This is a genomic window from Methylobacterium sp. J-070 (assembly GCF_022829385.1).
Classification (GTDB): Bacteria; Pseudomonadota; Alphaproteobacteria; order Rhizobiales; family Beijerinckiaceae; genus Methylobacterium.
This window is the reverse complement of record NZ_JAKSXX010000177.1, coordinates 1-5,147: the sequence shown is the minus strand read 5'-3', so window position 1 is coordinate 5,147 and position 5,147 is coordinate 1. Positions and strand designations below refer to the sequence as shown.

General features: G+C 63.5%; 7 protein-coding genes. 2 read left to right on the top strand and 5 right to left on the bottom strand.

The genetic code is table 11. The annotated features are described in order from the left end of the window. Nucleotides 1–370: 370 nt before the first annotated feature. Nucleotides 371–595, bottom strand: a complete 225-nt coding sequence (locus MKL01_RS19265; RefSeq protein WP_243906811.1) for a hypothetical protein — start codon at nucleotides 593–595, stop codon at nucleotides 371–373. A 368-nt stretch (nucleotides 596–963) separates the two neighbouring features. Here MKL01_RS19265 and MKL01_RS19260 point away from each other — a divergent pair, with 368 nt between their 5' ends. Continuing rightward, complete coding sequence (locus MKL01_RS19260) at nucleotides 964–1,437, top strand: DUF2721 domain-containing protein (protein ID WP_243906810.1); 474 nt, start codon at nucleotides 964–966, stop codon at nucleotides 1,435–1,437. Here MKL01_RS19260 and MKL01_RS19255 read toward each other — a convergent pair. From MKL01_RS19255 to MKL01_RS19240, 4 genes are read right to left on the bottom strand one after another with little or no spacing between them, the layout of a single operon-like run. Next, nucleotides 1,434–2,369, bottom strand: a complete 936-nt coding sequence (locus MKL01_RS19255) for an HlyD family secretion protein (protein WP_243906809.1) — start codon at nucleotides 2,367–2,369, stop codon at nucleotides 1,434–1,436. The two genes, MKL01_RS19260 and MKL01_RS19255, sit on opposite strands and share 4 nt — an antisense overlap. Continuing rightward, entirely contained in the window at nucleotides 2,366–2,605 is a 240-nt protein-coding gene (locus MKL01_RS19250) for a DUF3302 domain-containing protein (RefSeq protein WP_243906808.1), read from the bottom strand. The genes MKL01_RS19255 and MKL01_RS19250 overlap by 4 nt, the downstream gene beginning before the upstream one ends. Before the next feature lie 9 nt (nucleotides 2,606–2,614). After that, entirely contained in the window at nucleotides 2,615–3,325 is a 711-nt protein-coding gene (locus tag MKL01_RS19245; RefSeq protein ID WP_243906807.1) for a sulfatase-like hydrolase/transferase, read from the bottom strand. Between the two features lie 33 nt (nucleotides 3,326–3,358). Next, nucleotides 3,359–3,655 (bottom strand): hypothetical protein, encoded by a 297-nt coding sequence (locus MKL01_RS19240; protein ID WP_243906806.1) that lies wholly within the window; start codon nucleotides 3,653–3,655, stop codon nucleotides 3,359–3,361. Nucleotides 3,656–4,050: 395 nt separating this feature from the next. On the opposite strand from MKL01_RS19240, the gene MKL01_RS19235 reads away from it, so the two are divergent. Continuing rightward, nucleotides 4,051–5,010, top strand: coding sequence for a hypothetical protein (locus tag MKL01_RS19235; protein WP_243906805.1), 960 nt, complete (start codon nucleotides 4,051–4,053; stop codon nucleotides 5,008–5,010). The last annotated feature ends 137 nt before the right edge of the window (nucleotides 5,011–5,147 follow it).

Here is a 5,147-nt window from a genome sequence, read left to right as displayed (position 1 = left end):
CCACCTCAAGGCCCTTGAGCGGTACGCCGGTCCTGAACCGATCATACTTGCGGCCGAGGATGTCGAGCGCGGGACCTGTTGAAGCCACGACAAGCGGGCGATCGATCTCGCTGGCAATGCGGAGTAGTCGATCGCGGAAGGTGGAGTCTGGTTCGGGATCGCTCATGGCTCACCTCAGAAGCGAAACATCGCCACTGGCTAAGACCCCGGCGGCAATGACCAGAAAGGGAGCACCCTGGGAGCCAGCGTCATTGAGGAGCTTCAGGACTACTGCTGCTACGATGAGGACGCTCAGGCCCATCGCGAGCGCGGCCAGCGTCATTTCAGGTAGCCCCACGCCTTCGAGCACTCGTGCGGGCGGAAGCCATCCTTAACCTCTGCTCCGATTGTTCATCTGAACAAGCCGGGTCAGCACCTCTTCAAAGCTCGCGTCTCTTTTCACGCCATCCACGACGGCCGCTGTCGCGATCAAATCGCGTTGCATGTCAAGCTCCAATAAGGGCCAAGCCAGGATCACGGCCGCTCCTAATTGAGCCAGGGCGACGCTGTCCTGTTCGCCGTGCGTGTCGATGAGCGCACGATCTTGATCGGCCATGGAAGCCTCCTGCGTGGCGTCAGGCATACGCCATCGGGGAGGGAACGCGCGACGACTAGGAAAGGCGCGCCGTAGAAGCCCAGATCGCGAGCGGCGCGACCCTCATTTCAGGTAGCCCTAGGCCTTCAGGTGCTCGGTGAGGTGGGTTGTGAGCACATGGGCCTCTGCCGCGGTCGCGCAGAACGACAGTTCCCGCACTGGCCACCCAGATCGACGCCATCGGTAATCCGCCGCGGTGCAGTCGGGAGGTGCGCGAGGCCGGGATGCAGCTATGAAGCTGGTCCCGGCCATACCTACACCCCCTACACACGGAACCTTGCTCTGACTCCGCAGTCGGCATGACGAGCGCGGGCGCCGGTACGGAAGCGATGCTCAAAGACGTCTCTGTCAACGAAATTACCCGTGTCATCAGCCTCGCGACTGCTCCTGCCTTCTTACTCGGAGCGGTTGCCGCGCTGCTGTCGCTCCTCGTGGCACGCCTCACGCGCATCGGCGACTTGGTACGCGCCTTGGTGACGGATCGGGAACGGTCTGACGAGCCCTGGAAGGAGGTCGCTCTGCGGGAGGGCCTCAGGCGTATCTGGTACATTCGATGGGCGATCACGCTATGTGCGCACAGCGGCATCGTCACAGGCTGGATGGTCGTTCTGGTCTTCGTCGATGCCTTGTTCGACTTCCAGAACAGTCAGGCGATTGCCCTAGCCTTCATCGCAGCGATGGTCCTATTCACGACGGCCCTGCTCTTCCTTCTACTGGAGATCCGGCTATCAATCGCGGACCTTACACGCATCCAGCACGGGCATGAAAGGAGCAAGACACCGGCGTACGTTGGCCCTCCTTAAAAGGGGTTGACGTAGTTCAGGATCGCGGTCTGCCGCAGCACGACCTTCCGGATCACGTGCGCAGCCTGAACGTGCTCGGTGTAGACGGCGGCCGTGCCGGTGCTGCCCGCTGGAAGGCGATGGCCGACCTTCGGGTCATCGAGCTTGAACCGGACGACAAAGGGTGCCGCCTGGACCTGCGACGGTGCGACCGCGAGCCCGCCAGGCTGAGCCTGCCCCGTCGCGATAGCCTGCAGCACGGCCTCGACCCGACCGGCATGGACCTCGCCCGGGAAGGCCTTGAACGTGACCTCGACGGGCTGCCCGGGCTCGACGTAGCGCGCGTCGATCTGCGGGATCTCGGCGCCCAGGATTGTCTCGGAAATGTCGATGAAGGCCATGACGGGCGACTGGGCGGTGACCCGTGCCCCTTTCCGAAGCGCCAGGTTGGTCACGTAGCCGGCGGCCGGGGCCCGCACCGTGGTCTTGTCGAGGTTCCACTTCGCCCCGTCGAGCTGGGCCATCAGTTGGTCGGCCTCGGCCTGGTGCTGCTCGACGTCGAAGGCGCGACCGGTCCCCCGGTTCTGCAGCTGGGACATCTCGGCCAGGCGGGTCTGCGCGAGCTTGAGCTGCGCCTCGATCGCATCGACCTGGGCCTTGTAGGGAACTGGGTCGATGCGGAACAGGACATCGCCTTCCTTGATCGGCCTGTTCGCGACGGCCGACACGTCGATGACCTCGCCGGCAACGGACGGGATGATCTGGACCGAGTTGCGGATGACCGCCGCGGGGCCCTCTGGCGCTCCCCAACCCATCGGGATGAACAATCCGACGAGGAGCGCGAGCAGGACGAGGACGGGGGAGAGCTTCCAGAACAGGTTCAGCCGGACGAACCCCACCCAGACGAAAAGGACCAAGAGGGCGATGTAGCTGTTGAGGAGGAAGACGATCATCGCGAGGTCTCCCGCTTGGCGGGGGTGTCAACGTAGGCCCAGACCAGGATGAGCGGCCAGAACACGAAGCCGAAGATCAGGGTGGCCCAGCTCCCGATGGCGACCGCTTGCGCCCACGGATGGCCTCGCCTGCGAGCGATGCGGCCCGGCATCACCCCTAGGGCGACAAAGGAGGCGACGAGCGTCGCGACCACGACGAGCAGGACGATCCAGGCGAAGATATCGAGCGGCGCCATGTGTGGCCCTCACGACCGCGGGACTGGTGCATGGTTCTCGTAGAGCGCCGGCTCCCATTGGCTCGAATTGCCGCCCATGAAGCCGTAGAAATAGTCGAAGCCATAGCCGCTTGGCCAATGATCGAAGGGGCCGGCGGGGCTCTGCTCCCAAGTCGGCGTGTTGTGGTTCTTGCCGATCCAGCCCGTGGCGTAGCCATTCCCGCGCAGGATCTCGGCGCCCGTCGCCGTGCTCTTCGGCAGGATGCCTGTGTAGCCGTCGTATCCTTCCGTGATCTCGCTAATGACGCCGAAGCCAGCCGCGTGGTGGTTGCGTCCGGTGAGGAAGGCGGCTCGCGTCGGCGAGCAGAGCGCGGTCGTATGGAACGCGTTGAACCTCAGTCCGTCCGCAGCAAGGCGGTCTGCCGTAGGCGACGGGGTCGCCCCCCCGAAGGTCGAGAACTGACCGAAGCCGCAATCGTCGAGCAGCACGACGAGAACGTTGGGAGCGCTTTGCGGGGGACGTACAGGCTGTGGGAAGCTCGGTGGGTCGCTGTCCTCGAACGTGCGGCCGATCTCGCCTTTATAGAGCGGTTCGGTGAAGGGCAACGCGACAGGGGCCATCGGCGTGTTGCTGGGTGTCGGTGACCCGGTCTGGGCGTTGGCGGAGAGAGGCACGAACCAGAGCGGAGCAACGGAAAATCCCAGGCACGCAAGGGCGCGACGAAGCGGTCGTGACGTCATGGCGATGTCTCCGGCTCACGGTCCGCGCACAGGTCAGGCGATTTTCTTCGATGACGTTGGGGCCAGTTCGGCCTCGATGGATGCGATGCGGTCGAAGGTGGCGCTGCCCTCAGGCATCGGGACGAAATCAAGTCCGTCCTCCCGCATCACGCGGCCGATGAACTTGACGATGGCACGCTTGGGGCCGCTCTCGGCCCAAGACGGTAAGGGGTCGGCCTGCGCGGGGGCGTTAGTCGGCCACAGAAGGGGGAGCACCAGCATTGCGCTGCCCAGCAACAACGCTCGGCGATGGAAGAGCCCTACCAGACCTGTCATTGCCTGCTCGATCATGGAGACACAAAATCAACGAAAGGAATTTGAAGTCTACTGCATCTCTGCGTCGTAACTTCTCCCTTTGGCGCGGGTGCTGGCAATCAGGGCAAACCCTGAGACCAGCGGGTGAAAACCCTGAGGTAGTCCGCCTGCTGCTTCCGACCCGAATGCCGCAGAGCGACGGCACGGTCCCCGGTTTCGGTGAGACAGGAGGATCCGGGAAGCTGGACCGCGTTAAAGTCTAGTGTCGATATCAACGGACAGTTGCATATTATCGCATAATTTCGCCTCTTAGCTGCTGGGCTGACGGGCAATCAAAGCGCCGCGCGGCAGGTGCATTCCCAGGGAGGCCAACCGTGGGATGGGGGCCGCAACGATGGAGCGACGGTCTCTCGGAGGCCGGCGAGTCAAAAATGAACGCCGCGAGCTGGGGTACGATGGGGATCCGAGATCCGCAGATCATGACGACCCTGTTCTGGATCGTCTGGGCAACCTGCGTTGTGGCGCTCGCCATTCCAACGGGTCTCTGGGCGAAACAGACCCATAGCGAGGCCCTAGCGGCTGCTCGTAAAGACGTCGTCAGTGTGGCTCAATCTGGAGCCCAGTTTACCGAAAACACGTTCGGCCTGATCGACGTCGTGCTGAACCGGCTCGCAGAGCTATCGTCGGACAAGAATTTTGGCAGCGCCAGCATCGACAAGCTATGCCCGTCGCCGATCTGCTCGAACTATCGACGGCTCTCCCCGTACCTGCTTCTAGGCTTCGCTCGCGCCAACGGCGACGTTGTGGTCCACGGCCCAGACGCCAAGAAGCTCAATGTCGGGGACCGGGACTACTTCATCGCTCAGAAGGAGCGCGACGCTGGCCTCTTCGTCGGAGCCCCGCGACGCACGTCGTTTATGCGGGGCACTGCTCTGCCCATGAGCCGTCGCCTATCCTCGACCGATGGTGTTTTCGAAGGGATCGTGGCGGCGGTCATCGACGTCGACCTGATCGAAGCCGTGTTCAAAGGGCTGGGAGCCGGCAAGGCCGACGAGGTGAGGCTGCTGAACGACAAGGGATTGCGCTTGGTCGGATGGAGCGCCGACACGGTTGGAGACAGCGCTGGTTCGGCGAGACGGACTGACGGGTCCGCCTGCGGCTCAGCAAGCCGTTATTCCTCGCCAGACATCATCGCATCCACCGAAAGTGCCCAGATGGGAAATCTCTCGGTCAAAGTGTGCCTCTCTACCGCGAACGTCCTCCAGGCGTGGCGCGCCGAAGTCCTCTCAGTTGCCGGAGCAGAAGGCTTGGTGCTCCTGGCACCGGCACTCGCCTTTCCTGCGCTCCGCCGAAGATGGCAACATCGGTTGAGGCAACGAAGGGGCTTGTGACCTGACCGGCTGGCTTTGGACCGGGCTGATTGAGAGGATCAGCCAGGATCGAAGGAGTCGGACATGCGGCGAGGTCAGAAGACGAGCGCGGAGCAGGTGGTGCTGAAGCTGCGCCAGATCGAGGTGCAGACGGCACA

Excerpts from the sequence above, each read along its gene's own strand:
- MKL01_RS19265 (WP_243906811.1), bottom strand. The coding sequence starts at position 595 with ATGGCCGATCAAGATCGTGCGCTCATCGACACGCACGGCGAACAGGAC.
- MKL01_RS19260 (WP_243906810.1), top strand. The coding sequence starts at position 964 with ATGCTCAAAGACGTCTCTGTCAACGAAATTACCCGTGTCATCAGCCTC.
- MKL01_RS19255 (WP_243906809.1), bottom strand. The coding sequence starts at position 2,369 with ATGATCGTCTTCCTCCTCAACAGCTACATCGCCCTCTTGGTCCTTTTC.
- MKL01_RS19250 (WP_243906808.1), bottom strand. The coding sequence starts at position 2,605 with ATGGCGCCGCTCGATATCTTCGCCTGGATCGTCCTGCTCGTCGTGGTC.
- MKL01_RS19245 (WP_243906807.1), bottom strand. The coding sequence starts at position 3,325 with ATGACGTCACGACCGCTTCGTCGCGCCCTTGCGTGCCTGGGATTTTCC.
- MKL01_RS19240 (WP_243906806.1), bottom strand. The coding sequence starts at position 3,655 with ATGATCGAGCAGGCAATGACAGGTCTGGTAGGGCTCTTCCATCGCCGA.
- MKL01_RS19235 (WP_243906805.1), top strand. The coding sequence starts at position 4,051 with ATGAACGCCGCGAGCTGGGGTACGATGGGGATCCGAGATCCGCAGATC.